Source organism: Pseudonocardia yunnanensis (assembly GCF_039534065.1).
GTDB classification, from domain to species: domain Bacteria; phylum Actinomycetota; class Actinomycetes; order Mycobacteriales; family Pseudonocardiaceae; genus Pseudonocardia; species Pseudonocardia yunnanensis.
On sequence record NZ_BAAAUS010000039.1, the window covers coordinates 79,822 to 101,641 of the forward strand.

Annotated in this window: 24 protein-coding genes; 12 read left to right on the forward strand and 12 right to left on the reverse strand. The window is 70.3% G+C overall.

Going from position 1 to position 21,820, the window contains the following annotated elements; all coding sequences use genetic code 11:
* Nucleotides 1–4: 4 nt before the first annotated feature.
* Nucleotides 5–391 carry a VOC family protein gene (locus tag ABD743_RS32525; RefSeq protein WP_344726630.1) on the reverse strand — a complete coding sequence of 129 codons (387 nt, stop codon included), beginning with the start codon at nucleotides 389–391 and terminating at the stop codon, nucleotides 5–7.
* Nucleotides 392–523: 132 nt separating this feature from the next.
* On the opposite strand from ABD743_RS32525, the gene ABD743_RS32530 reads away from it, so the two are divergent.
* The 3 genes from ABD743_RS32530 to ABD743_RS32540 all read left to right on the forward strand — a co-directional run bounded on the left by ABD743_RS32530 (nucleotide 524) and on the right by ABD743_RS32540 (nucleotide 2,318).
* Nucleotides 524–1,150 (forward strand): alpha-ketoglutarate-dependent dioxygenase AlkB, encoded by a 627-nt coding sequence (locus tag ABD743_RS32530; protein ID WP_344726632.1) that lies wholly within the window; start codon nucleotides 524–526, stop codon nucleotides 1,148–1,150.
* Between the two features lie 112 nt (nucleotides 1,151–1,262).
* Nucleotides 1,263–1,625 (forward strand): SPW repeat protein, encoded by a 363-nt coding sequence (locus tag ABD743_RS32535; RefSeq protein WP_344726634.1) that lies wholly within the window; start codon nucleotides 1,263–1,265, stop codon nucleotides 1,623–1,625.
* Between the two features lie 114 nt (nucleotides 1,626–1,739).
* On the forward strand, nucleotides 1,740–2,318 hold the full coding sequence (locus ABD743_RS32540; protein WP_344726636.1) for a TetR/AcrR family transcriptional regulator: 579 nt from the start codon (nucleotides 1,740–1,742) through the stop codon (nucleotides 2,316–2,318).
* Nucleotides 2,319–2,375: 57 nt separating this feature from the next.
* On the opposite strand, the gene add is transcribed toward ABD743_RS32540, so the two are convergent.
* From add to ABD743_RS32565, 5 genes are read right to left on the reverse strand one after another with little or no spacing between them, the layout of a single operon-like run.
* On the reverse strand, nucleotides 2,376–3,359 hold the full coding sequence (gene add, locus ABD743_RS32545) for an adenosine deaminase (RefSeq protein ID WP_344726638.1): 984 nt from the start codon (nucleotides 3,357–3,359) through the stop codon (nucleotides 2,376–2,378).
* A 2-nt stretch (nucleotides 3,360–3,361) separates the two neighbouring features.
* Nucleotides 3,362–4,429, reverse strand: coding sequence for an ABC transporter substrate-binding protein (locus tag ABD743_RS32550; protein WP_344726640.1), 1,068 nt, complete (start codon nucleotides 4,427–4,429; stop codon nucleotides 3,362–3,364).
* Nucleotides 4,430–4,468: 39 nt separating this feature from the next.
* The gene (locus ABD743_RS32555) at nucleotides 4,469–5,260 is read right to left on the reverse strand and encodes an ABC transporter permease (RefSeq protein ID WP_344726642.1); all 792 of its coding nucleotides are present in this window, start codon (nucleotides 5,258–5,260) and stop codon (nucleotides 4,469–4,471) included.
* Between the two features lie 7 nt (nucleotides 5,261–5,267).
* Nucleotides 5,268–6,041: an ABC transporter permease gene (locus ABD743_RS32560; RefSeq protein ID WP_344726644.1), complete on the reverse strand. Its 774-nt coding sequence runs from the start codon at nucleotides 6,039–6,041 to the stop codon at nucleotides 5,268–5,270.
* Nucleotides 6,038–6,865: an ABC transporter ATP-binding protein gene (locus tag ABD743_RS32565; protein ID WP_344726646.1), complete on the reverse strand. Its 828-nt coding sequence runs from the start codon at nucleotides 6,863–6,865 to the stop codon at nucleotides 6,038–6,040. Before ABD743_RS32565 ends, ABD743_RS32560 begins: the two co-directional genes overlap by 4 nt.
* Nucleotides 6,866–7,109: 244 nt before the next feature.
* On the opposite strand from ABD743_RS32565, the gene nadD reads away from it, so the two are divergent.
* The 5 genes from nadD (at nucleotide 7,110) to ABD743_RS32590 (ending at nucleotide 10,588) form a co-directional block, all read left to right on the forward strand.
* Entirely contained in the window at nucleotides 7,110–7,703 is a 594-nt protein-coding gene (nadD, locus tag ABD743_RS32570) for a nicotinate-nucleotide adenylyltransferase (protein ID WP_344726648.1), read from the forward strand.
* 34 nt (nucleotides 7,704–7,737) lie between these two features.
* The gene (locus ABD743_RS32575; RefSeq protein WP_344726650.1) at nucleotides 7,738–8,586 is read left to right on the forward strand and encodes a phosphotransferase; all 849 of its coding nucleotides are present in this window, start codon (nucleotides 7,738–7,740) and stop codon (nucleotides 8,584–8,586) included.
* Nucleotides 8,587–8,761: 175 nt separating this feature from the next.
* Nucleotides 8,762–9,412, forward strand: a complete 651-nt coding sequence (locus ABD743_RS32580; RefSeq protein ID WP_344726652.1) for a hypothetical protein — start codon at nucleotides 8,762–8,764, stop codon at nucleotides 9,410–9,412.
* A gap of 128 nt (nucleotides 9,413–9,540) precedes the next feature.
* A complete protein-coding gene (locus ABD743_RS32585) occupies nucleotides 9,541–9,990 on the forward strand; it encodes a hypothetical protein (protein ID WP_344726654.1) in 450 nt (149 codons plus the stop codon).
* A gap of 19 nt (nucleotides 9,991–10,009) precedes the next feature.
* Nucleotides 10,010–10,588: a hypothetical protein gene (locus ABD743_RS32590; protein ID WP_344726656.1), complete on the forward strand. Its 579-nt coding sequence runs from the start codon at nucleotides 10,010–10,012 to the stop codon at nucleotides 10,586–10,588.
* 100 nt (nucleotides 10,589–10,688) lie between these two features.
* Here the strand turns inward: ABD743_RS32590 and ABD743_RS32595 are convergent, their stop codons facing one another.
* From ABD743_RS32595 to ABD743_RS32620, 6 genes are all read right to left on the reverse strand, one after another.
* Entirely contained in the window at nucleotides 10,689–11,528 is an 840-nt protein-coding gene (locus ABD743_RS32595; protein WP_344726658.1) for an SAM-dependent methyltransferase, read from the reverse strand.
* A gap of 124 nt (nucleotides 11,529–11,652) precedes the next feature.
* A complete protein-coding gene (gene dhaK / locus ABD743_RS32600; RefSeq protein WP_344726660.1) occupies nucleotides 11,653–12,648 on the reverse strand; it encodes a dihydroxyacetone kinase subunit DhaK in 996 nt (331 codons plus the stop codon).
* Nucleotides 12,649–12,697: 49 nt separating this feature from the next.
* A complete protein-coding gene (gene dhaL / locus ABD743_RS32605) occupies nucleotides 12,698–13,351 on the reverse strand; it encodes a dihydroxyacetone kinase subunit DhaL (protein WP_344726662.1) in 654 nt (217 codons plus the stop codon).
* Nucleotides 13,352–13,353: 2 nt separating this feature from the next.
* Nucleotides 13,354–14,157, reverse strand: a complete 804-nt coding sequence (locus tag ABD743_RS32610; RefSeq protein WP_344726664.1) for an HAD-IA family hydrolase — start codon at nucleotides 14,155–14,157, stop codon at nucleotides 13,354–13,356.
* Nucleotides 14,158–14,160: 3 nt separating this feature from the next.
* Nucleotides 14,161–15,021, reverse strand: coding sequence for a class II fructose-bisphosphate aldolase (locus ABD743_RS32615; RefSeq protein ID WP_344726666.1), 861 nt, complete (start codon nucleotides 15,019–15,021; stop codon nucleotides 14,161–14,163).
* A 71-nt stretch (nucleotides 15,022–15,092) separates the two neighbouring features.
* Complete coding sequence (locus ABD743_RS32620) at nucleotides 15,093–16,904, reverse strand: hybrid sensor histidine kinase/response regulator (RefSeq protein ID WP_344726668.1); 1,812 nt, start codon at nucleotides 16,902–16,904, stop codon at nucleotides 15,093–15,095.
* Between the two features lie 229 nt (nucleotides 16,905–17,133).
* Here ABD743_RS32620 and ABD743_RS32625 point away from each other — a divergent pair, with 229 nt between their 5' ends.
* Genes ABD743_RS32625 through ABD743_RS32640 form a run of 4 tightly spaced genes read left to right on the forward strand, consistent with a single transcriptional unit; the run spans nucleotide 17,134 to nucleotide 21,806 of the window.
* Nucleotides 17,134–18,174, forward strand: coding sequence for an autoinducer 2 ABC transporter substrate-binding protein (locus ABD743_RS32625; protein WP_344726670.1), 1,041 nt, complete (start codon nucleotides 17,134–17,136; stop codon nucleotides 18,172–18,174).
* Nucleotides 18,175–18,178: 4 nt separating this feature from the next.
* A complete protein-coding gene (locus ABD743_RS32630) occupies nucleotides 18,179–19,732 on the forward strand; it encodes a sugar ABC transporter ATP-binding protein (RefSeq protein WP_344726672.1) in 1,554 nt (517 codons plus the stop codon).
* Nucleotides 19,729–20,739, forward strand: a complete 1,011-nt coding sequence (locus ABD743_RS32635) for an ABC transporter permease (protein WP_344726674.1) — start codon at nucleotides 19,729–19,731, stop codon at nucleotides 20,737–20,739. Before ABD743_RS32630 ends, ABD743_RS32635 begins: the two co-directional genes overlap by 4 nt.
* Nucleotides 20,736–21,806, forward strand: coding sequence for an ABC transporter permease (locus ABD743_RS32640; RefSeq protein WP_344726676.1), 1,071 nt, complete (start codon nucleotides 20,736–20,738; stop codon nucleotides 21,804–21,806). The genes ABD743_RS32635 and ABD743_RS32640 overlap by 4 nt, the downstream gene beginning before the upstream one ends.
* Nucleotides 21,807–21,820 lie beyond the last annotated feature (14 nt).

Here is a 21,820-nt window from a genome sequence, read left to right on the forward strand (position 1 = left end):
CGGATCAGGGGTGGCGGCCCGCAAGGACGCAGAACTCGTTCCCCTCCGGGTCGGCGAGTACGACCCAGCTCTCATCGCCCTGGCCGACGTCGGTGTGTCGGGCACCGAGGTCGAGCAGGCGACGGACCTCGTCGTCCTGCTCCCTGTCGGTCGGGTTGACGTCGATGTGGAGCCTGTTCTTGACGGTCTTGCCCTCGGGCACGCGCGCGAATGTCAACGTCGGTGGCACGGGGCCGGGGTGGTTCCTGCCTTCAGGCACCGTCGAGGAGCCGATCGTGACAGTTTCGTCGTCTTCGTCTTGAACCTCGTAGTCGAGCACTGAGCACCAGAACCGTGCGAGACCGTGGGGATCGGCACAGTCGATCGCAAGCTCGGTGAACTTACTGGCCATGTGAGGACCTCCCGGTCACGTAGCGGGTCCGCCGAAGGTCCACACGCTAATGGCAGCGTTCGACGGCCAGATGGGTCGCGCGTGGTGTGATCGGCATCGAACTGATGTTCGATTCCGTGTAGCGTCGCCGGCGTGTCGCACGTCGATCTCGCCTGGCAGGCGTCGCTGCTCGACGCCACCGCCGACGGCGTCGAACTCGACGCGGGCTTCGGTGGTGTGCAGCGCCGCGACCTGGGCGACGGGGCGTGGGTCGACCACGGTCCCGGCTGGTGCCGTGGTGCCGATGATCTGTTCGCCCGCCTCCTCGCCGCCACTCCGTGGGCGGGCCGGGAGGTGCGGATGTACGACCGGGTGCTGCCCGAGCCGCGGCTCACCCACCGCTGGCGTCTCGACGACGGCCCCGCTCCGCCTGCCGAGCTGCAGGAGATGGCCCGGGTGCTGAGTGATCGCTACGGCGTGGAGTTCACGCAGGTGGGCGCCAACCTGTACCGCGACGGTTCCGACAGCGTCGCGTGGCACGGCGACCGCGTGGCGCGCGATCTCCCGGAGGCGATCGTCGCGCTGGTGTCGCTCGGTGCGGTCCGGCCGTTCCGGCTGCGTCCCACCGGCGGCGGCGCCTCGATCGGCTACCTGCCGGGGCCGGGTGACCTCCTCGTGATGGGTGGGTCCTGCCAGCGCACGTGGCAGCACTCCGTGCCCAAGACCCGTTCGGTGGGCCCGCGCGCCAGCATTCAGTTCCGCCACGCCTACCAGCGCTGACGCCTATGGCGTAGATCGCAGTCCGGTTCGAGGAGATGACTTGACCGGGTGGTCAGTCAAGGCGCATGCTCGGTTCATTGGATATCAACTCCTCACGAGGGAAGTGATCGCGATGACCGCGAGGTCATGGCACCGGTGGCAGGACTGGGCAGCGCTGGTGATCGGTGTGCTGACGGCCCTGTCGCCGATCGTGGTGAGCACCGACGCCACCGCGTTGTGGACGCTCATCATCTTCGGTGTGCTGATCGCAGCCACGGCGCTCTGGTCGCTGGGGCGGCCGGGATCGGTGGCCAGCGAGTACGTGCACGCGGTGCTCGGTGTGCTGCTGTTCATCTCGCCCTGGGTACTGGCCTACACCGCCCTCACCGGGTCGTCCTGGACGTCCTGGGTCGCGGGCGTGCTGACGGTCGCGGTGGGCGTCGCCGCCCTCCCGGCAGCGAACGCGGAGCACCGGGGGCTCGCCGGGCAGCACTGAAATCGGCACTGAACCGCAGCACTGAATCTCTGGCAAAACCGATCGACAGCACGGCCGCGGCCCGGTTGGCCGCGGCCGTGCCGCGCGTCAGGATGTATTGGTGGTGAGAGGCAGATGAACGAGCGGGCTGCGCGCGACCGGATCCTGGCCGCCGCGGAGGAGCTGTTCGCCGACCGCGGGTTCGACGCCACGCCGACCTCGCAGATCGCCGAGCGGGCCGGCGTGCCGAAGGGCTTGGTGCACTACTACTTCAAGCGCAAGCCCGACCTGCTGACGGCGCTCGTCGAACGGCTACCCGAGGACCGTCTCGATCCCGCGCATGTGGTGGTGCCCGGAGACGTTGCGGCGAGCCTGCACCGGCTCGTCGACGCGCTCGACCGCACCCAGGCCTCGTCGGCTGTGCTCTCGCACCTGCTCTGGCGGGAGGCGGACACCCACCCCGCCGTCCTCGACGCGCTCCGCACGCGCTTCAACCTGCTCGTCGAGCAGGTCCGCGCCGTCATCGCGGCCGCCCGGCCGGACGGCTGCGCCGCGGCCGACGTGGACAGTGCCGCGCACCTGCTGGCCTCGGCCGTCAGCTATCGGCATTCGGTGGCCCGGCACGCCGAGGACGGACGCGCGACCATGCGCCGGGAACTGTGCTTCCTGGCCGACGCGCTGGCGGCAGGTGCCGGCGCGGTGTCCACGGCGTAGATCCACACCTCGCGGCCTGGTTTCAGCAGGGCTACTCCACGGCGGCGCAGGCCGTTGTCACGGTGCGCTCGTCAGCCATTCCTCGATGCGCTCCACGCCGTCGTCGACGAACTCCGGCGGCGCGCCCGAACCCACCAGCGACGAGCGCGCGAGCTGCGCCAGCCGCTCGTCGGACAGGCCCATCGTCGTGCGGGCCAGCTCGTACTCCCCGAGCAGGCCGGGGCCGAAGAGCAGCGGGTCGTCGCCGTTCAACGTGCAGCGGACTCCCGCGTCGAGCAGCCGGACCAGCGGGTGCTCCTCGAAGGACGGCACCACGGCGAGCATCACGTTGGACGTCGGGCAGATGTCGAGCACGACCTCCTCGGTGGCGAGCCGCTCCACCAGCGCAGGGTCCTCGATCGCGCGGACACCGTGGCAGATCCGCCGGGCGCCCAGCGCGTCGAGCGCGCCGTAGACGCTGGCGGGCCCGGCCAGCTCGCCGGCGTGCGGAGCGGAGATCAGACCGGCGTCGCGGGCGATCCCGAACGCCTCCGCGAACGGCTCCGGCGGGAACAGCGCCTCATCGGCCGCCAACCCGAACGACACCACACCGGAGTCCGCGTAGCGGGCGGCGAGTTTCGCCAGCTCCATGGCCTGCGCGGGATCGAAGTCGCGCAACGCCGAGACGATCCAGCCGCACCCGATCCCGCGGCGGTCTGCGGCGCGCCGACCTTCGTCGAGGACGATCTCCAGCACCTCGTCGGCGGTGCCGAGCTCGCCCACGTACCGGGGCGGGTAGAAATGCGGCTCGACCCACACCGCCCCGTCGTCGGCGGCGTCGTCGACGACCTCGCGCACCACGCGCCGAAGGTCATCCTCCGTGACGATCAACGCGGACGCGGCCCGGTACTGCAACCCGAACTCGCCGAACGAGGTGTAGCCCCGCACGGGCGGGACGGCCACGCCGGCGGCAGCGGCCAGGTCGGCCAGCGTCGAGGGCCGCATCGCTCCTTCGAGATGAAGGTGCAGGTGGGCTTTCGGCAGCTGTGCGAGATCCCGCACCATCAGACGGTGGCCTTTCCCTGGAATACGTTGTCGAGCACGGTCGTATCGACGATCATTGCCACGTCGGGCAGCGGGGTCACTCCGGCAGCCGTGTATGCCCTGTACATCGGACCGGCCAGGCGCGCCGGGTCGATCCGGAACAGTCCGCGCGAGGCCGTGAGCTCGTTCTGGGTGTAGGGGATCTGCAGCTGGTTCTCCCGGGTCTGCTGGGCGAGGTCGAGGCCGAGGTCGGTGCCGTACTTCTCCACCGCGAGGTGGGCGGCGACGGAGGGGTCGGCGGCGTTGTCCTGCCAACCGCGGATGGTGGCGCGCATGAACTTCTCGACGGTCGGGCGGTTGGCCTGCAGCCAGGAGCGTTCGCTGCACACGACGCTGGAGTACTGCTCGAGCCCGAGCTGCTGATAGGTGGTGACGATGAAGTCGCGGTCCTGCACGAGCCCCTGTTGCTCGAGGATGATGGGCTGGTTGGTCGCGAAGCAGGTGTAGACGTCGCCCTGGCCGTCCAGGAGCGGGCTGGGTTCGTAGCCGACGGGGATGAACTGGTACTCGACGGGCACGCCTGCCAACCGCATCGCGGCATCGATGTAGGGCTGCAGGCCCTGCTGGCCGAGCACCCGAGCGCCGACGATGTCCTTCGCGGTGCGCACGGGGCGGCGCGCCAACGACAGCAGTCCTGCGGGCGTATTCTCGTACGTCGTGCCGTAGGTGACGAAGTCGTTGCCCGCGTTGACGGCCGACAGGAAGGCCTGCAGCCCCACGGGGATCGCGATCTCGGCTCCGTGCCCGGCGAGGGTCTGGGTCGGGTCGGGTGCGTTCGGGCCGCCGGGGAGGAAATCGACGTCGAGGCCCTCCTGCTTGTAGTAGCCGCGGTCGTCGGCGATCCAGAAGCCGGCGAACTCGACGTTGGTGATCCAGCCCAGCGCCACGCGGACGGGGGCGCGTGCACCGTCCCCGCCGGGAGTATCGCCGCCGGTGCCACAGGCGGCGAGCGCTGCGAGGCCCAGGCCGGAGATGCCGGCGGTGCGTAACAGCCGGCGGCGGGACCAGAGGGTGGGGACGCTGGACATGGGTCTCCTCGGAGCGGGTCGGGAGCCGTGCAGGATGGCTCAGGTGAACCGGGCGATGCCCCAGCGTTCGACGCCGCGCGCGCCCACGAAGCAGGCGACCGACACGACGGTGGCGACGAGCGCGGTGCCCCAGGCGCGATCGACCTGGTAGAAGCTGACCGACTGCGCGAACAGCGTGCCCAGGCCGTGTCCACCCATCAGGTACTCGGCGAGCATCGCGGCGAGCACGGCCGTGGGGGCGGTGATCCGGAAGGCCACCAGGAGCCCGGGCACGGCGTGCGGGAGCAGCAGCAGGCGAAGGACCGTGGAGCGGGACGCGCCGAGCACCGCCATCAGGTCGGAGGCGGCCCTCGGCGCGGCTCGCAACCGGGAGCCGACGAACACGAAGGCCGGGAAGAACGAGGCGACCGACGTGATCACCAGGACCGTCACCCAGCCGTAGCCGACCACCGTGGCGAACACCGGGATCATCGCGACCACCGGCACAGACCGCATGACCAGCGCGAGGGGCGTCACCAGCCCGGAGAGGATCCGGGACGCCCACACCGCGACCGCCATCCCCGTGCCCACGGCCATCCCCGCAACGAGACCGCCCGCCGACATCGCGAGCGTCCACCCCAGGTCGGGCAGGTAGGCGCCGATGTTGCCTGCGACGTCGGTGAACACCAGGGCCGGTGGGGGCACGACGATCTGGTTGAAGCCGCTCAACCAGGACCACAGCTGCCACGCCACGACGAATGCGGCGATCGTCCAGTAGCGGGAGACGAGCCGGCCGAGCCGGCGGGTGATCAGTCGCGCCGGCGCAGAGCCGTGCGCCACGTCGGTGCTCATCGCTCGCTCACTGGAATCTCCGGGTCACCGCGGCGCGCAGGGCCACCAGCAGCACGTACGCGAGCAGGGACATGGCGGCCGCGGTGAGGGCCGCGGCCCAGAGCTGGTCGATCCGGACGTTCTGCATGGAGCTGACGAGCAGCACGCCGAGTCCGCGGCGCGCGCCGAACCACTCACCGACGACGGCGCCGAGCACCGCGGCCGGTGCGGCGAGGGTGAGGCCGTCGACGATCAGCGGAAGCCCGGCCGGTAGCTGCAGCCGCAGCAGGGTGGCGACCCGGCCCGCGCCGAGCACCGCGAACACGTCGCGCTGGGCGTCGCTCGCCGCCCCGAGTGCCGACGTCGCGGCCACGAAGAGAGCGAAGCCGGCCGCCAGCGCGGCGACCAGGGTGGGCGTGGCCTCCCGCCCGGCAGTGGTGATCAGCAGCGGGCCCAGGGCGATGAGCGGCACCGCGTTCACGACGGCGGCGAGCCGGTCGAAGCCCGGGCCGGCGGCGGGCACCAGCGCGCTGAGCACAGCGACCAGCAGAGCGACGACGCCGCCGAGCAGGAACCCGGCCAGCGCGGCCGTGCCGGTGGCGAGGAGCGCGCGTCCGAGCAGTTGCTGCGCGCCGGGCTCGGCGACGTACCCGAGCACGGCGGTGAGCGGCGGCCAGCCGGTCCCTGCCAGCCCGAGCCGGCCGACGACCTCGACCAGCACAAGCAAAGCGACGACCCCACAGGCGGCGAGCCACGGGCTCCGGGGAAGCGCGGCCGCCCCGATTTCTTCGCTGCGGCTCACGTGGTCGCCGCGGCGGGCTCGGCGTCGTCGAGCATCCCGGTGAGCCGGTCGACGAGGGCGTGGAACTCGGGGTCGCGGGTGACCTCGCTGCCGCGCGGGTGCGGGATGTCCACCTGCTGCACGTGGCGCACCCGGCCCGGCCGGCCGGTCATGACGACGACCCGGTCGGCCAGCAGCACGGCCTCGTCGACGTCGTGGGTGACCAGCAGGGTGGTGATCTGCTGCTCCATCCAGATCCGCACCAGTTCGAGGTTCATCCGCCGCCGCGTGACGGCATCCAGCGCGCCGAACGGTTCGTCGAGCAGGAGCACGTCGGGTTCCAGAGCGAGCGCACGGGCGATCGCGACGCGCTGCCGCATCCCGCCCGAGAGCTGGCGGGGCCGGGCGTTCTCGAAGCCGGCCAGGCCCACCAGTTCGAGCAGCGCGTCGACCCGCTCGCGGTCGACCGCGCGACCGGCCACTCGGAACGGCAGGGCCACGTTGTTGCGTGCAGTGGCCCACGGCAGCAGTGCGTGCTCCTGGAGGGCCACGCCGAGCCGATGGGTCGTGATCAGTTCGGCGGGGCTGCGGCCCTCGACGAGCACCTCACCCTCGGTGGGAATCTCGAGGCCGGCGGCCAGCCGTAGGAGGGTGGACTTCCCACATCCGGACGGACCCAGGATCGCCACGAATTCCGCGCGGGCGATCTCCAGGTCGAGACGTTCCAGCGCACGCACCGCCTTGCCGCGCCGGAGCGGGAAATCCTTCACGATCCCGTGCAGGGCGATGGCCGCGCCGGTGGAGCTCTCGGTGGGCACAGGGGTGACGCCGTGTGCTGCTCGCATGTCGGGCTCCGGTGAATCGCGCATCACGCACGCTGGGAAGCGACAGTCGCTGCCGTGTCGCGGCGACGGCGCCCAGAGGCCACGGCAGTGGTTCAACGGTAGCCTGTCCGCCCGTGGCGAACCCGGGTTCGGAGCGAGCTGAGGACATGGCGGCGCCCTGACGTGCGGGGAACCGTGTGGTTCACAGCACGTTACGGATGCTGGATCGCCCCTGACCATCGGCACGCGCACTACTGTTCTCGTGATGAGTCCCAAGATCGGGGTGATGGGCGGGACGTTCGATCCCATCCATCACGGACACCTCGTTGCGGCCAGTGAGGTCGCCGACCGCTTCGGTCTCGACGAGGTGGTCTTCGTGCCCACCGGTCAGCCATGGCAGAAGACGGAGCGCGATGTGAGCGCCGCCGAGGACCGCTACCTGATGACAGTGGTGGCCACGGCGTCGAACCCCCGGTTCACGGTCAGCCGCGTCGACATCGACCGCGGAGGGCTCACCTACACCTCGGACACTCTCCGGGACCTGCATGAGCAGCGGCCCGGTGCCGACCTCTACTTCATCACCGGCGCCGACGCGCTGGCCCAGATTCTGTCCTGGCAGAAGCTGGACGAGCTGTTCAGTCTGGCGCACTTCGTCGGGGTCACCCGCCCGGGTTACGAGCTGGACGGCCACCACCTGCCGGACGGCTCGGTCACGCTCGTCGAGGTACCGGCGTTGGCCATCTCGTCCACCGACTGCCGGCGCCGTGTAGCCGAGGGCCATCCGGTCTGGTACCTGGTGCCGGACGGGGTGGTGCAGTACATCTCGAAGCGCGGTCTCTACCGCGAAAAGGACGAGTGACCAGCGCCCACCGCGGTAGCCCTACCATCCCCCCGTGGATCCGGGGGGCGATCAGCTCACTCAACGCCAACGGGAGCTCCTGCACGAGTGGTTGCCTGGCGCCGCGGTCGTGCAGGACCACAGCTGGGGACTCGTCGGGACCACCGTGCTGGAGCTGGTCCATCGCGGCGCCCGCTACGTCGCCAAGGCAGGCGACGGGAAGGACCATCACCTGGCGCGTGAATTGCGGGCGCACCGCGACTGGCTCGGCCCGTGGACGTCACGCGGGCGCGCACCGCAACTCGTGCACGCAGACAGCGAGGCCAAGCTGCTCGTGACGCGTTACCTGCCGGGCGAGCTGGTGGAAGGCAGCGAGTACGAGTTTCGCCCGGACATCTACCGGCAAGCCGGCGAGTTGCTGGCACGGTCGCACGAGCAGGTCGCGATCGAGGGTGAGGAGTTCGAGGCCAGGGAGAAGGCGAAGTCGCTCGCGTGGCTCGACAGGCCACACCGCATCGCCCCGGACGTGGTGGCACGGCTCCGTGAGGTGGTCGAGTCGTGGCCGACGCCGCCGGTGACTCTCGTGCCGACGCACGGTGACTGGCAGCCTCGGAACTGGCTCGTGCACGAGGGCGTGGTGAGCGTGATCGACTTCGGACGGGCCGGCCTGCGACCGGCCTTGACGGACTTCGCGCGGCTCGCAGTCCAGCAGTTCCGGACCGATCCGGCGCTCGAGTCGGCGTTCCTCGACGGGTACGGCAGCGATCCGCGTGAAGCGGCCGGGTGGCGTCGCAACCGGGTTCGAGAGGCGATCGGCACCGCGGTGTGGGCCTGCCAGGTGGGCGACGAGCTCTTCGAGCAGCAGGGGCACAGGATGATCGCCGAGGCGCTCGCGGACGGCTGAGAAGTCAGTGGGCATGGCCGGATCGCGGTTGGTCGGTGACACGCGACGCGCAGACGTACGCCAACCGGCCCATTCATCGGACCGCCGAACAGTCTGATCGCTGCGGCCGAAAGGGTTGAAGATCATTCAACCCGAGTGATGGGGCAAACTCCGCAGAGCGGAAGGATTTCTGCTGGTGACGATTCGCGACATGGTGTTGGGCCTGCTCGATCTGCCGGGCTCCAGGTACTCCTGTGTGGCCGAGCGGGAAAGCGGTCAGATACTGGTCGAGTCCGGCGTGGCGACGGTCAACCCGGCCGTTGTGCTGCGCTGGGGAACGGAGGCTGCGACCGTTCTCGAGGCGGCGACCGACGGGGGTTTGGAAGACGTCATCCTGACCTCGGACTACCTTTATCACCTCGTTCGTCCGCTCGGTGTGTCGCGCTCGTTGCTGGTTTATCTCTGCGTGGATCGGGCGCGGGCCAACCTGGCGTCGGCCCGGCGGGAGCTGGCCGCCGTCCGGTTCGAGGATCGGGCCGTCACAGTGGCGGCTCCCAGGCCGCCGCCGGAGTCGTTGCAGGGTTTCTCACCTGCGATTTCACACGCCGCTTCCGCAATGCCGCCCGCGTCGGCCAAGCCCGCCCGGCAGCCGGTCGTCCCAACGGCCATCTCGGTTCCGCTGCCCCGCAGGGCCGGCCCACGAGCAATTCCGGGCGTTGCTCCGCCACCTCAGCAGCAGTGGTCGTCAGACCCGGTCCTCGGTCGACAATGGGCCAATGACGTCGCAACGATGAGCCGGCTGTTGACGGCGCTGCGCGCATGGGGCGACGATGCTGAATCGCCCTGATAAAACATTGTTACAACCCCGCTGAATGGGGCCCTGCGACCTGTACGTTACGGTCTTCCGTACCCGATGAGAAAAGGCTGGCCCACATCGCCCCGACCGTGTGGCGGCCTGTCCTGGAGGCTCTGGCAATGAGCAGTATCGAATACACGCTGGACTTGGCTGCCAACATCAAGGGCGCCTTCGCCGTCGCGATCGTCGACTACGACAGCGGGATGACCCTCGGCTCCCGCGGCGGAAGCCCCGAGTTCGACCTGGACGTCGCCGCGCCCGGCAACAGCGACGTCGTGCGCACGAAGCTCGAGGTCATGCAGAAGCTGGGCTTGCGGGAGTCGATCGAAGACATCCTGATCACCCTCGACACGCAGTACCACCTCATCCGGCCGATCCGCGGAAACGCCGACGAGAAGCTGTTCTTCTACCTGGTGCTGAACCGGGCGCAGGCCAACCTGGCCATGGCCCGTCGTGACCTGCGGATGATCGAGCAGCAGTTCTACATGACCAACCCGACGCCGGGGCGGCCGGTGCCGAGCCAGCAGGACGGTTCGGCGTACTTCCAGGCCAACGCCGGCCACCGCTGATCGAGGTCGGCGACAGGTCGTGGTGCGCCACCGGCGCCCGGTCAACATCCGGGACGACGGTCTTCCTGCCGTCATCGGCCCGCTCGTCACGGCCGGTGGGGTCGATGTGGCCGTCGTCCTCGATGTCGACAGCGGGATGGTGCTCGACGCGTGGGTTCGCGGGGGCCTCGATGATGCGGAGGCGCTCGGTGCCGGGCACGCGGACGTCGTGCGGGCGCTGCTCGCTGTCGCCGGCCACCCTATGCGTGAGCTGGTCCTCTCCGAGGACCGCCACCGTCACCATCTGGTCCGCTGCGTCACCGACCCGTTCGGCGGACGGCTGGCTCTCGCGGTCGTCGTCACCGGCTCATCGAGGATCGTCAGACGGATGCGCAGGCGCCTGCGTGAGCTCCCCGATGCCTGCCTGACGACGGGTCCCTGGATCCCGTCGTCAGGCCTCGGGGGCCTGCCGCCCACACAAGGCGTACCTGTCGAGTGGGAGCCCACGCTCGCACTGATCGACACCGCCGTGATCCACCGGGTCGGCACGGGCGCGCCGGCGCCCGCCCCGCGCCGCGGTCCGGCCCCGCCGTCAGCACTCCCGCCCGCCCGCCGTTGAGGTGAGGGATGGCCACCGTGATCCGGCGCCTCGTCGAGCACGGCGCACGGCCGTCGTCGCGCTCGGCCGCCCGGCTCGGCAGGCAGGGCGGCCCGCGCGGTCACGGCTTACGGCCGACGCCTCCGCAGTAGAACGTGTGCCAGGGGCTGTCGGTCTCGGTGTCCTCGTCCGGGCGCCAGTCGTTCGCGTAGACCAGACCCGGCTCCACCAGTTCCAACCCGTCGAAGAACGGCCGCTGCTCCTGCCAGGTGCGGAACCGGCCGGTGCCGAAGTTCCCGGAGATCGAGCGCTCCGCCTCCTTCGCACGTGGGTCGTCGTCGTCGTCGAGGAAGTTGCTCGCGAACAGGTAGCCGCCGGAGGGCAGCACCTCCTTGAACGCGCGCGCCACACCGAGTGGGTTCTTCTCGTCGGGAAGGTGGTGCAGGATCCCGGACATGAGGACGGCGAGCGGCTTGTCGAAGTCGATGAGCTCGCGGGTCTTCGGGTCGTCGAGGATCGACCTCGGGTCCGCCGCGTCGGCCTGGATGACGATCGTGGTGTCGTTCTGGGCGAGCAGTGCTCGGGCGTGTGCGAGCACGATCGGATCGATGTCGACGTAGACGACGCGCACCGCGGGGTCGATCTCGTGTGCGACCTCGTGGACGTTGCCTACGGTGGGCAGGCCCGATCCGACGTCGATGATCTGGCTGATCCCGGCCTCACCCACCAGGTAGCGCACGACACGCTGGAGAAGGCCCCGGTTGTGCTTGGCGAGGACGACCGCACCGGGGAACACAGCGGTGTAGGCGTCGGCGGCCACCCGGTCGATCTCGAAGTTGTTCTTGCCACCCAGCGCGTAGTCGTAGCCCCGTGCCACCGACGGCACACTGATGTCGATCTCGGGCGGCAGCTCGTGGGGCGTGCTCCCGGCGTCTCCTGACAACGTCGCTGGATCGCTCACTGGCGCTCGTCCTCTTCACAGTCGCAGACCGTCTGTTGCGGGCAGATCCTACTGCGCAACGCGTCAATCGTGATCACGGTGACGATCTTCGCTTTTCCGCGACGTGCGAAGGGGCCGTCGTCGTTCAGAACACGCGGATTGCGATCTCCGCCGGGTCGCCGAGCAGGGACTCGATCTCGTCGTCGAGCCGGACGAGCGTGATCGACACGCCTGCCATGTCCAGCGACGTGCAGTACTCGCCGACGTAGTTGCGGCCCACGGTGATGCCCCGGTCGGCGAGCTGGTTGTGCGCCCGCCGGTAGACGAGGTACAGCTCGCTGATCGGGGTGCCGCCGAGGCCGTTGACCATCAGGGCGACCCGGTCGCCGGACTCGAACGGCAGGTCGCTCACCACCGCGTCGAGAAGCTCGTCGACGATCGCGTCGGCCGGCATCAGCTTCACCCGCCGGCGCCCGGGCTCGCCGTGGATGCCGACACCCATCTCGATCTCGTCGGCCGGCAGGTCGAACAGCGGCGTTCCCTTCGCGGGCGGCGTGCATGCAGTGAGGGCCATGCCCATCGTGCGGGTGACGCTGTTGACCTTCTCGCCGATCCGGCAGATCTCGTCGAGGTCGGCACCGCGCTCGGCCGCCGCCCCGACGGCCTTCATCACGAAGAAGTTGCCCGCCACACCCCGGCGGCCGACGGTGTAGGTCGAATCCTGGACCGAGACGTCGTCGTCGATGAACAGCGTGCGGACGGTGATGTCCTCGGCCTCGGCGAGCTCCTGGGCCATGTCGAAGGCCATCCGGTCGCCGGTGTAGTTGTTCACCAGCAGCAGCACGCCCTTGGGCGAGGCGAGCAGCTTGATCGTCTCGTAGACGTAGTCGGTGGGCGGGGCGGCGAACACGTCACCCGGACAGGCGGCGTCGAGCATGCCCTTGCCGACCGTCATGACGTGGGCGGGCTCGTGGCCGGATCCGGACCCCTGGATGATCGAGACCTTGTCCTCGCGCGGGGCGTCCGTCCGCATGATCAGGTTGTAGTCCGGGACGTACCGGAGGGTGTCCGGATTGGCCAGCGCCAGGCCCTCCAGCATCTCCGGAACGTAGTTCTTCGGGTCGTTGACGAACTTCTTCATCCGGTTCTCCCTGGGTCTCGTCTGACTACGCCGTCCCGTGGTCGGGCTCTCAGGAGCTCGCCGATCCCGTCCAGGTCTGCGCGACACGTTCGGCCATCACCGCGACGGCGACAGCACCCGCGTCGGGTGACCCGATGCTGCGCTCACCCGTGTAGCTCGCACGGCCACGCATCGCCTGCATCGATGTCGTCGCGTCGGCGGCGGCCCGCGCGGCGCTCGCGGCGACCTTCGCGACCTCGGGGGCCGGGGTCGAGGAGTCGGCGGCGAGCTGCACGGCGATCGCGTCCGTCATCGGCACCAGTGCGTCCAGCAACGTCTTGTCGCCGACGTCGGAGTTGCCTCGCTTCCTGATCCCCTCGGCGGCGCCCCGGAGCATCGCGACGGCGTCCTGGCCGGTCAGCTCCGACTTTCCCTTGACGGCCGCAGCCGCACGCAGGAACGCCGTGCCCCAGAGCGGGCCGGACGTACCTCCCACCCGCTTGGAGATCGTCAGGGCGATCTTCTGGAGGAAGACCGATGGCTCGCTGCGGTCGTAGGCGTCCCACTCGGCCAGCACGATCTCGAACCCGCGAGCGAGGGAGTAGCCGAAGTCTCCGTCGCCCACGACGGCGTCGAGCTCACCGAACTCACGCTCGTTGTCGACCGCGGTCTGCGCGATCGTGCGAACGACGAACTCGAGACTCGCTGATGACGGCGACGTCATGCTCACTCCCTGCTGGACGGTCGGGCCGGATGCGGCGCAGCTTCGGTGAGGAGCTTCCGGAGATGGTCGAGGCGGACGAAGGGTGTGGGGTGTAGCGCCAACGGGTCGTCGAGCACGCGCGTGGTCTCCTGCGGATCGCCCAGCGACGACACCACGAGCGTGGCGCCGGTGAAGTCCTCGCCGCCGGTGTAGCTGCTCGGGGTGACCACGCAGGAGAGCCCGGCATCGAGCGCCGAGAGCATCCCGTTGCGGCTGTCCTCCACGACCACGACGGAGCCGGGTGGGGTCCCGATCTCCGACACGGCGAGGAGGTAGATGTCCGGCGCGGGCTTCTTGTGTGCGACGACGTCGCCTGCGAAGACCGCGAACCGAGGGGTCAGCGCGTCGCCCATCACGTGCTGGAGCACGCTGCGCACCGATGCCTCGGCGGAGGTGGACGCGACGGCGAGCGACCAGCCGGCGTCGGCGGCCTCCTCCGCGATGCGCCGCACTCCCGGCCGCGGCGGGATCGTCCCGCTCGCGATGATCCCGGTGTAGATCTCGGTCTTGCGGCGGTGCCAGCGCGCCACGTGTTCGGCCAGCTCGGCAGGGTCGGAGGGGAGCCCTGCCGAGCTGATGAACTCAGGCGTCAGCATCGTCGCCATTCGTTCCTTGCCGCCACCGACCAGGAGCTTCCGGCCGTACTCGGCCTCGCTCCAACGGACGGGCAGACCGAACTCCTCGAACATCGCGTTGAACGCGGGCAGATGGCCGTAGCGCTCGGTGTCGGCGAGGACACCGTCGCAGTCGAAGACGAGGGCGGGCACGGGTCAGCCGACTCGGCCGGCGCTGCCGAACAGATCCATCAGTGACCCTGTCATGTCGACGGCCTGTTGGCGCACCGCCCGGAACAGTGACGGCGGGTCCCATTTGTCCTTGGCCGCCGTCTCCTGTAGGAACGCGAGGCTCGACTTCATGAAGGTCTCCTTGAGAGCGGTGGAGATGTTCACCTTCGCGCAGCCGCGGTCGATGAGATCGCGGAACTGCTCGTCGGAAAGGCCGCTTCCACCGTGCAACGCGATGGGGATCGGATGGGCGGCGACGATGTCGGAGACGCGCTGGAAATCAAGCGTCGGCGCTGCCTTGTACGTGCCGTGCGCATTGCCGATCGACGGTGCGAAGACATCGACCTGGGTGGCGTCGAGGAAGTCGAGTGCGACCTGCAGATCCTGCCTCCTCGCCTCGGTGTCGGAGCCGATCCCGTCCTCGACACCGGTGATGGACTCGATCTCCCCTTCGACGTGCGCGCCGTGCCTGCGGGCCTCCGCGACGACCTCGATGGTCTGCCGGGTGTTCTCCTCGACGGACAGGTGGGAGGCGTCGAACAGCACCGAGTTCCAGCCGCGGTCGAGGCACATGGTGACGACCTCGCGCTCCGGGCAGTGGTCGAGGTGCAGCGTGACCGGCACCTCGATACCCGCGGTCATGGAAGTCCACATGGAATACAGCACGTCGACGCCGATCGACTTCACGGTCTTCACCGACGTCTGCACGATCAACGGCGACGACTTCTCGACGGCCGCCGCAAGAACGGCCTCGAGAGTCAGATCATTGAACACGTTGATGGCCGGCACGCCGTACCGTTTGTCGAAGGCGTCGGACAGGATGTCGTTGAGCGAGACGACAGGCACGGTTCGATGCTAGCCAGCCGGTATTGCGTTTCCAGGCGTGGTTCTCCCCATCTTCGTGTGGGGGAAATCCCCTACCGCGGTGCTTCGGACAGGTCCGTCCAGCGGGCGAGGGCCGTCCGGTTGGGCGCACCGGTCTTGCGCAGGAGCGCTCCGACGTGTTTCTCGACGGTCTTCGCCGAGATCCCGAGCCGGTCGGCGATCTGCTTGTCGCGCATTCCGAGCTCCACCAGCGTGCGGACCTCGCGCTCGCGGCTGGTGAGCCGGTCGTTGCGGTCGCGCCCCCGAACCGCACCGATAACGCTCTCGGTGAGCAGCGCGTCCCGGCGGGCCGCAGCCAGGACAGCGCGGGCGAGCGCCGCGCCGTCCAGGTCGGTCCCGATGCAGCCGCAGGCCCCGGCATGCACGGCGTCGCGCAGCAGTTCGTCGGAGAGATCGTCGGTCATCACGAGCACCGAGACCCCCGGGCCCGCGGCACGGATGTAGGAGGTCAGCCGGGCGCCGTCGAGAACCGGCATCCGCAGGTCGAGCAGTACGACGTGAGGGTCGAGCACCCGCACCGCGTCGACCACGTCACGAGCGTCGCCGATCTCGCCCACGACGAGGATGTCGGGCTCCGCCTGGCCCAGGAGCCGCACGAGGCCTGCCCGCACGACGGGCCGCGCGTCGACGACGAGCACCCGCCATGGCACGTCCGCGCGGGCCGCGCTGCCCGTGTCGCGTGGCTCGTAGGGGATCCGCGCCCGGATCCGCGTGCCCCACCCCGGGGTCGACTCGATCTCCAGCTCGGCGCCGAGCCGATGCGCCCGCGCGACGATCCCGTGCAGCCCGAGGCCGGATCGGCGGCGATCGGTGAGAACAGCGGGGTCGAACCCGACGCCGTCGTCCTCGACGACGACCGCGACGTCCTCGACGCCGTACATCATGCCGACCCGTACCGACGCCGCCCTGGCGTGCGTGATGACGTTGGTGAGCGCCTCCTGGACCAGGCGCAGCGCCTGCTGGCCGATCTCGGGCTGCAACGCAGGCGGCTCGCCGGTGACGACGAGGTCGGTGCGGATGCTCGTCGTCGAGCGGGCCCATGCGAGCTCGACGGCGATGGCGTCCTCCAGCGAGTGCAGCTCGAGAAGGGCCGGCCCGAGCCCGAGGACGGTGCGCCTGGTCTCGGCGAGCGCGGCACGGGCCGCCTCCCGCGCGGCGGAGATGTGCTCCGAGCCCGGTTCCTCGCAGGCGTCGAGGTGCAGGAGGATCGACCCGAGGGCGCGGGCCACGGTGTCGTGGACGTCGCGCACGACCCGCTCCCGCTCGGAGCTCACGGCCAGTCGCCGGGCCCGTTCAGCGGCTTCGGCGTGCAGCCTCGCGTTGACGATGGCGATGGCGGCGTGGGTGGCGAACAAACCCAGCAGTTCGATGTCCTCGTCGCGGAACCGGACCTGCGGGTCGGTGCTGAACACGACGCAGGCCCCGATGATCTGACCGCCCCACTCGATGGGCACCGCGACGGTCGCGTGCAGCCGGGCCCGATCGGGCGGGGCGACGTGGCCCCCGCGGACCTGCGCGTAGTTGTCGAACACCACCGGCGCCCGGTTGGCGACGACCGCGCCGGTCGCGCCCTCCTCCAGCGGGAAGACCTTGCCCTCCTGGCAGCCGACGCCGAGGTCGACCTCCTTGCGGTAGGTCCCGGCCCGCTCGTCGACGGTGGAGATGGAGCCGGCGTCGCCGCCGAGGAGGACGACTGCGCGCCGCAGGATGCGCTGCAGCAGCGGCTGCAAGCTGAACTGGCCCGCGAGGTCTTCGACGGCTCCGGTCAGAGCGTCGACCTGGTCGTGCGGACTGACCCGGGCGCGTCGTCCGGTGGTGACGGCCAAGGTCTCCTCGCTGCTCACCCCGGGGGCCAGGGCACGCGGTGGCGTGAGGCGCGCATCTTCGGATGGTATCCGCGATGACGCCCGCCGACTTCCCGCGAACGGTGGCCGTCGAACTGTCCGGGAACGCCTCGGCGCGTTCCGTCCCCTCGTTGACGCGTGCGGGCAGGTTTCCTAGTGTCCGGCGCGGGGTGATCGGGGTCACCCGTTCCAGGGGGTCCAGTGCGGCGGACGTGGAGAGGGAGCGATCATGCGAACGATCACGGGCGGTAGGCGCGCACTGGGGACGGCCCTGGCCGTGGCACTGGCGGGGATCGTTGCTCTCGCCGGATGCACCCAGAAGAACCCCGACGCGGCTGCGGGCGGGGGAGGCGGCGAGGACCGGGTCACCGTGGCGTTCGTGCCCAAGCTGCAGGGCATCCCGTACTTCGAGGCGATGAACACCGGTGGCCGGCAGGCGGCGCAGGACCTCGGCATCGAGTGGATCTACCGGGGCGGCACCACCGCCGACCCGGGCGCGCAGACCGACATCGTGAACTCGCTGATCCAGCAGCGCGTGGACGTCCTGGTGGTCGCACCCAACGACCCGGACTCGATGGCTCCGGTGCTGCAGGAGGCCAAGGACGCCGGCATCCACGTGATGACCAGCGACACCGACGCCCCCGGCTCCGTCCGCGAGGCGTTCGTCAACCAGGCCACCGCGGAGGGAGTCGGCACCGCGCTCACCGACTCGCTGATGACGGCCATGGGCGGATCGGGGAAGTACGCGATCGTCTCCTGCGGCCAGACCGCTGCGAACCTCAACTCCTGGATCGAGGTGCAGCGCAAGGTGACCGCGGAGAAGTACCCCGGCGCGCAGATCGTCGACGTCGTCTACGCGGGTGAGGACGAGGCGCAGTCGGTGGCGATGGCGAAGGACCTGATGAACGCCCACCCCGACCTCACCGGTCTTGTCGGGGAGTGCACGGCGTCCGCGCCGGGCGTCGCCAAGGCCGTGACGGAGGCGGGCAAGGTCGGGCAGGTCTTCACGGTCGGTCTCGGCACGCCGCAGTCGATGAAGCAGTACCTCGACAACGGCTCGTCCTCCGCGGCGATCCTGTGGGACGTCGAGCAGCTCGGCTACCTCACCGCGTGGGCGGGCAAGCAGCTCGCTTCGGGCACGCCGTTCCAGGCCACCAACAAGGTCAACGACTCGCTGACCGCCGTGCAGTGGACCGAGAGCGACAAGACGCTCCTGCTGGGTGACCCGTTGCAGATCACGAAGGACAACGTCGACCGCTACAACTACTGACCCGATGGGCGAGCCCATCGCGGAGCACGTCGTACTGCTCCGACTGCAGGAGGTCCGGAAGCACTACGGCGGGGTGCGGGCGCTACGCGGAGTGGACTTCGAGGTACGGGCGGGCGAGGTGCACGCCCTCGTCGGCGAGAACGGCGCGGGCAAGTCGACGCTGATCAAGATCGTGTCCGGCGCCGAGGTGGCCGACGAGGGCACCGTCGAGGTCGGCGGGGAGTCGCTCGCCGGCGGCAGCACGCAGGCGGCGATGGAGGCGGGGATCGCCACCGTCTACCAGGAGCCGCACCTGTTCGGCGAGCTCACGGTGGCCGAGAACGTGTTCCTCGGTCGCGAGCTGCGCACGGGCGGGCGGATCGACTGGGCCGCTCAACGGACGCGGGTCGCGGAGCTGCTGGCACAGATCGGGCTGGACCCGGGAATCGGCGACGTCCGTGTCGCCGACCTGCCGGTGGCCGAGCAGCAGCTCGTCTCGATCGCGAAGGCGTTCGCGCACTCCGCGAAGGTGCTGATCCTGGACGAGCCCTCGGCGATCCTCACCGATCGCGAGATCGAGGTGCTCTTCGGCGTGGTCCGCAGCCTTCGCGCGGCGGGCGTCGGGATCGTCTACATCAGCCACCGCCTCGACGAGCTGGCACAGATCAGCGACCGCGTCACCGTGCTGCGCGACGGCGAGGTGGTGGCCACGCGGCCCACGGCGGAGCTGTCCGTCCGCCAGGTCGCGGAGCTGATGGTCGGGCACGAACTGGGTGCGACCACCGCGGACCGGCCGGCACCCGCAGGTGAGCCGGTGCTGGACGTCGCCGGACTCGGCCGTGCAGGCGCGTTCGAGGCGCTCGACCTGCAGGTGCGGCCTGCCGAGGTGGTGGCGCTCTACGGACTGGTCGGCTCGGGCACCGACGCGATCGCCAGGGCGCTCTACGGCATCACGCCCGCCGACAGCGGCACGATGCGGGTCGACGGCCGGTCCGTACGGCTGCAGAACCCGCGGGACGCTACGGCCGCGGGCGTCGCGATGCTCCCGGGCAACCGCAAGCAACAGGGCGTGTTCGCCGACAAGTCGATCGCCTTCAACATCTCCAGCGCCCACCTGCGCTACCTCGCCCGCTTCGGGTTCTGGTTCGACCGCGCCCGCGAGCGCAGCCTCGCCCAGGGCTTCCTGTCCCGTATCGCGATCAAGGCCCCCGGCATCAACACGGCCGTCGCGGCGCTGTCCGGTGGCAACCAGCAGAAGGTCGTGCTCGCGCGCCAGCTCGTCCGGGCGCCCCGCGTGCTCGTGCTCGAGGAGCCGACGCAGGGCGTCGACGTGGGGGCGAAGGAGGAGATCCACCGGCTGGTGCTGGAGCTCGCCGACGGGGGCAGCGCGGTTCTCGTCATCTCGACGGACCTGCCGGAGGTGCTGGAACTCGCCGACCGCGTCCTCGTGGTGCGGCGGGGCCGGGTGGTGCGCGAGTTCGGGCGCGGTGCGAGCCAGGCCGAGGTGCTGGCAGCTGCGGCGGGCGACAACGGCGACGCCACGGCCGCGCTGGGCGCCGACGAGGAGGCGCACACGTGACGGCCCCCGCTCCGCCGCAGACCACGGCCGTGCCGGTGACCCGCAGGCGGCCGCGCGTGCGGGCGATCGAGGGGCAGGAGATCGCGCTCCTCGGAGTGACCGGGCTGTTGTGGCTCGTCCTCGCGTTGACCACCGACACGTTCCTCACCGCGGGCAACGTGCAGAACATCCTGTTCACCGTGGCGCCGATCGCGCTGATCGGCATCGGCATGACGGCGGTGATCGTCACCGCCGGAATCGACGTCTCCGTCGGCAGCCAGGCCGCGGTCGTGATGGTCGTGATCGCGCTGCTCGTACGGGACGCGGGGCTGCCGTTCCTGCCGGCGCTCGCGGTCGCCGTCGTCACGGGGCTGGCCCTAGGGGCGATCAACGGGCTGCTCGTGGCCTACGGCGGGATCCACCCGATCATCGTCACGTTCGGCACCCTGAACATCTACCGGTTCGTCGCCCTGCAGATCTTCGGGAACGAGCAGGTCGCGGGCGTGCCCGGGACGTTCGGCCCGATCGGGGGCGGCGCCGAGGGCCGGCTGTTCGGGGTGCCGGTGGCGTGGTGGCTCACGGTCGTGCTGGCCGCCGGGATGTGGTGCTACATGCGGTTCTGGGCCACCGGGCGGCACCTCTACGCGGTGGGGGGCGACGCGTTCGCCGCGCGGCTGGCCGGCGTGCGCGTGCGGCGGCGGCAGATCAGCGCCTACGTCCTCACCGGCGCATGCGTGGGACTGGCGGCCTGCGTGCTCATCGGCAGCGGCGGGCTCGTGCAGCAGAACGTCGGCACCGGTCTCGAGCTTCGGGTGATCGCAGCGGTGGTCATCGGCGGTACCAGCATCATCGGCGGTCGCGGCACCGTTCTCGGGACTCTCCTCGGCGCACTGCTCGTCGGCACCGTCACCAGCGCCGTCACGCTGCTGACCTGGCCGACCGAGCTGACCCAGCTCTTCATCGGGCTGTTCATCCTCGTGGCGGTCGGTGTCGACCTGCTGCGCGAGCGGCGCAGGAGTGGCACATGACCGACACCCGCACCCCATCGGCGCCGGCCGTCGGACACAGCGAGAGCCTCGTGCAGCGGGTGCTTCGGGTGGCCCTCACCGAGCGGGTCGTGCTGCTCGCGGTGCTGCTCGTCGTCGTGGTCGCGTGGTTCCGGCTGCTGGGCAGCGGTGGCTATCTCGTCGCGCCTTACGACCTGCGCTATCTCGGCAACGCGCTCGAGTCGATGGTGCCGTTCGCTCTGCTCGCACTCGCCGAGCTCTTCGTGATCGTCTCCGGCCGGGGCGGCATCGACCTCTCCGTCGGCGCGATCGTGTCGCTCGCCGGGATGGTGTTCGGGTTGATGGTCGGGGAGTGGGGCTGGCCGCTGCTGCCGTCGATCGTCGGCTGCCTCGTCGTGGGCGCCCTGCTCGGCGCGGTCAACGGCACGCTCGTGGCCCACCTGCGGTTCCCGGCCCTCATCGCGACGCTCGCCACGTACTACGCGTTCAGCTCGCTCGCGCTGGTCGTCAACGCGAACGCCCCGATCTCCACACCGCCGATCGTGGCGCTGCACGACCTCACCCGGAACGTGGAGTTGCCGCTGCTGCCGCCCGTGCCGTTGCACGTTTTCACGATCCTGCTGCCGTGCGCCGTGCTGGCGTGGGTGGTGCTCGCCCGGTCGACCTACGGCCGCTCGCTCTACGCCGTGGGTACCAACGACGTCGCCGCCGGGTACGCCGCGCAGCCCGTGACGCGCACCCGGTTCACCGCGTACGTCGTCTCCGGCCTGCTCTCGGGCGTGGTCGCGCTGGTGACGGTGGCACAGTTCGCCTCGGCCCGGCCGGACGCGGGCACGGTCGGCAACGGGATGGCGCTGCCCGCGATCACGATCGCCGTGCTCGGCGGCGTCGCCATCCAGGGCGGGGTCGGGCGCATCGGCGGGGTACTCGTGGCGGCGCTGCTCGTCACCTGGCTCAACGCCGGGATGCTGCTCGCGTTCGAGGGCTCGGACGGCAGCCGGTACCAGTTGCTGGCGCTCGGTCTGGTGCTCGTGCTGTCCGCCCTGCTCAACACGCTGGCGCTGCGCCGGTACGGCCGGCTCTCGTGAACACCCCCGGAGGT

Coding starts and splice junctions, on each gene's coding strand:
- ABD743_RS32565 (WP_344726646.1), bottom strand. CDS start 6,865: ATGCGAGCAGCACACGGCGTCACCCCTGTGCCCACCGAGAGCTCCACC.
- ABD743_RS32525 (WP_344726630.1), bottom strand. CDS start 391: ATGGCCAGTAAGTTCACCGAGCTTGCGATCGACTGTGCCGATCCCCAC.
- ABD743_RS32625 (WP_344726670.1), top strand. CDS start 17,134: ATGCGAACGATCACGGGCGGTAGGCGCGCACTGGGGACGGCCCTGGCC.
- ABD743_RS32640 (WP_344726676.1), top strand. CDS start 20,736: ATGACCGACACCCGCACCCCATCGGCGCCGGCCGTCGGACACAGCGAG.
- nadD (WP_344726648.1), top strand. CDS start 7,110: ATGAGTCCCAAGATCGGGGTGATGGGCGGGACGTTCGATCCCATCCAT.
- ABD743_RS32540 (WP_344726636.1), top strand. CDS start 1,740: ATGAACGAGCGGGCTGCGCGCGACCGGATCCTGGCCGCCGCGGAGGAG.
- ABD743_RS32535 (WP_344726634.1), top strand. CDS start 1,263: ATGACCGCGAGGTCATGGCACCGGTGGCAGGACTGGGCAGCGCTGGTG.
- ABD743_RS32555 (WP_344726642.1), bottom strand. CDS start 5,260: ATGAGCACCGACGTGGCGCACGGCTCTGCGCCGGCGCGACTGATCACC.
- ABD743_RS32630 (WP_344726672.1), top strand. CDS start 18,179: ATGGGCGAGCCCATCGCGGAGCACGTCGTACTGCTCCGACTGCAGGAG.
- dhaK (WP_344726660.1), bottom strand. CDS start 12,648: ATGAAGAAGTTCGTCAACGACCCGAAGAACTACGTTCCGGAGATGCTG.
- ABD743_RS32585 (WP_344726654.1), top strand. CDS start 9,541: ATGAGCAGTATCGAATACACGCTGGACTTGGCTGCCAACATCAAGGGC.
- dhaL (WP_344726662.1), bottom strand. CDS start 13,351: ATGACGTCGCCGTCATCAGCGAGTCTCGAGTTCGTCGTTCGCACGATC.
- ABD743_RS32550 (WP_344726640.1), bottom strand. CDS start 4,429: ATGTCCAGCGTCCCCACCCTCTGGTCCCGCCGCCGGCTGTTACGCACC.